This window comes from Methylophaga sp. UBA2689 (genome assembly GCA_002354555.1).
Lineage (GTDB): Bacteria > Pseudomonadota > Gammaproteobacteria > Nitrosococcales > Methylophagaceae > Methylophaga.
In genome coordinates, this window is record DELT01000057.1 from 24,646 (window position 1) to 27,311 (window position 2,666).

Sequence of the window (2,666 nt, forward strand, 5' to 3'; positions counted from 1 at the left end):
TCAATATCCAGGCCTGAATCGGTTTCATCCATAATGGCCAGTTGCGGTTCCAGTAAGGCCATTTGCAGGATTTCATTACGTTTTTTCTCACCGCCGGAGAAACCTTCATTCACACTGCGGTGCAAAAACTGTTCGTCCATTTTGACCAATGCCATTTTGCTGCGGACCAGCGTCAGGAAATCGATGGCATCAAGCTCTTCCAGACCCTGATGTTTACGAATGGCATTTAATGCGGCTTTAAGCAGATAGATATTACTGACGCCAGGAATTTCTACCGGATACTGAAACGCCAGAAACACGCCGCGTCTGGCACGTTCTTCAGGTTCCAGTTCCAGCAGGTTTTGACCTTTGTAAATGACTTCACCCTGGGTGATTTCATAGCCCTCACGACCGGTTAATACGTTAGACAAAGTGCTTTTACCGGCACCATTTGGCCCCATGATGGCATGGACTTCGCCAGCATTGACCGTCAGATTGATACCACGCAGAATTTCTTTGCCCTCAATTGATGCGTGTAAATTTTTTATTTCCAACATTTTCATAATTATTCTCTATTCATTTTTTATAGGTTAAGCGGCCTGACCCGCCCAACATGTAGTTATAAAGTGAACGATGTTTAACCAACCGAGCCTTCCAACGACAAGCCAAGCAGGTTCTGTGCTTCAACCGCAAATTCCATCGGCAACTCACGAATAACCTGTTTACAGAAACCGTTGACAATCATTGACACAGAATCCTCGACATCAAGGCCGCGCTGTTTGCAATAAAACAACTGGTCTTCACTGATTTTTGAGGTAGAGGCTTCGTGCTCGACCTGAGCGCTTGGATTTTTCACTTCAATATATGGGAAGGTATGCGCTGCACACTTATCGCCCATCAGTAACGAATCACACTCAGTGTAGTTTCGTGCATTTTCTGCATTGGGTCCAATACGAACCAGACCACGGTAGGCATTGGATGATCGACCAGCTGAAATACCTTTGGAGATAATGGTCGAGCTGGTGTTTTTACCCAAATGAATCATCTTGGTTCCGGTGTCAGCCTGTTGCATATTATTGGTAACAGCCACCGAGTAAAACTCACCTACTGAATTATCACCCTGCAAAATTACACTTGGATATTTCCAGGTTATAGCTGAACCGGTTTCGACCTGAGTCCAGGAGACTTTTGAACTTTCACCTCGGCAGGCAGCACGTTTTGTTACGAAGTTATAAATACCACCCTTGCCGTTTTCATCACCTGGATACCAGTTTTGTACAGTGGAGTATTTAATTTCAGCACGATCCATTGCCACCAATTCCACCACGGCCGCATGCAGCTGATTTTCATCACGCATAGGTGCTGTACAACCTTCAAGGTAACTCACGTAAGAGTCATCATCAGCAATGATTAACGTTCGTTCAAACTGTCCGGTATTTGCCGCATTGATACGGAAATAAGTGGAGAGCTCCATCGGGCAACGCACGCCTTTAGGAATATAAACAAAAGAACCATCTGTAAACACGGCACAGTTCAAAGCAGCGTAGTAGTTATCTTTATAGGGAACAACACTACCCAGATATTTTTTGACCAGTTCCGGGTGCTCATGAATGGCTTCAGAGATTGGCATAAACAGGATGCCCTGCTCAGCCAGTTTATCTTTAAACGTATTAGAGACCGAAACGCTATCAAACACCGCATCAACGGCAACGCCAGCCAAACGTGCTCGTTCGTCTAGTGGCACACCCAGCTTTTCATAGGTACGTAACAATTCCGGATCGACTTCATCGAGACTTTTAGGGCCATCCGTTTTTTTCTTTGGAGCTGAATAATAACTGACCGACTGATAGTCGATTTCCGGATAATGCACATGGGCCCATTCCGGAGTTTCCATAGTTAACCAGTGGCGGAAGGCTTTCAAACGCCATTCGAGCATGAACTCCGGTTCACCCTTAATCAGAGAGATCTGACGAACCACATCTTCATTCAAACCGGGTGGCAAACTGTCTGATTCAATATCAGTATAAAAGCCCGCTTTGTATTCTTTCTGGGTAATTGCTTCTAGTTGTTGTGTTTGATCATTCATGTTGATCACCATCCTGTAAGGTAACTGTTCTTGCCCTGTAATTGGGCGGGTAAAATTGAACTGTTCGCGGCGCTGAAACTGTTGGTGCCACCATATCGGCTAACTTGACCTCATCCAGCGCATGAAATACGGCATTATTTATCTGGTTCCAGTTCGTCTGCACAGTGCAATGCGTTTCCTGATCACAATGCGTGACTGTGCTGACACATTCGGTTAAAGCAATAGGACCTTCAATTGCAGTAATAATTTGTGCCACTGAAATACTCGCTGGATCACCAGTTAATGTATAACCGCCTTGAGCACCACGTTCAGAAGTCAGAAGACCTCCGGCTGATAGCACTTTTAAAATTTTTCGCACCGTCGGTAATGGCATATGCACGGCATCAGATAGCATGTGGGCGCTATGCTGTTTGCTTCGGTGCTCGGCAATGTAGCTCATCAGCACAATGCCGTAATCAGTCAATTTACTCATGCGTAACATTTCACGCCCCTCCTAATTGATACCATTATAGTATCATTTGAACGAATAACCAAGTGTATTACTCGGCTATTCAATCTGAAAGCTGTGAAAAAATATGAGACAATCGCATGGCGAACTTCG

The 2,666-nt window shown here is 45.0% G+C and carries 3 protein-coding genes; all 3 read right to left on the reverse strand.

The window, feature by feature from the left end; genetic code table 11:
- The coding region (gene sufC, locus B3M51_RS06340; protein WP_292757761.1) for a Fe-S cluster assembly ATPase SufC at positions 1-536 on the reverse strand (536 nt) is incomplete at its 3' end.
- A gap of 80 nt (positions 537-616) precedes the next feature.
- Positions 617-2,065, reverse strand: coding sequence for a Fe-S cluster assembly protein SufB (gene sufB / locus B3M51_RS06345; RefSeq protein ID WP_292480602.1), 1,449 nt, complete (start codon positions 2,063-2,065; stop codon positions 617-619).
- Entirely contained in the window at positions 2,058-2,537 is a 480-nt protein-coding gene (locus B3M51_RS06350) for an SUF system Fe-S cluster assembly regulator (protein WP_292480603.1), read from the reverse strand. Before B3M51_RS06350 ends, sufB begins: the two co-directional genes overlap by 8 nt.
- Positions 2,538-2,666 lie beyond the last annotated feature (129 nt).

Coding starts and splice junctions, on each gene's coding strand:
- sufB (WP_292480602.1), bottom strand. CDS start 2,065: ATGAATGATCAAACACAACAACTAGAAGCAATTACCCAGAAAGAATAC.
- B3M51_RS06350 (WP_292480603.1), bottom strand. CDS start 2,537: ATGAGTAAATTGACTGATTACGGCATTGTGCTGATGAGCTACATTGCC.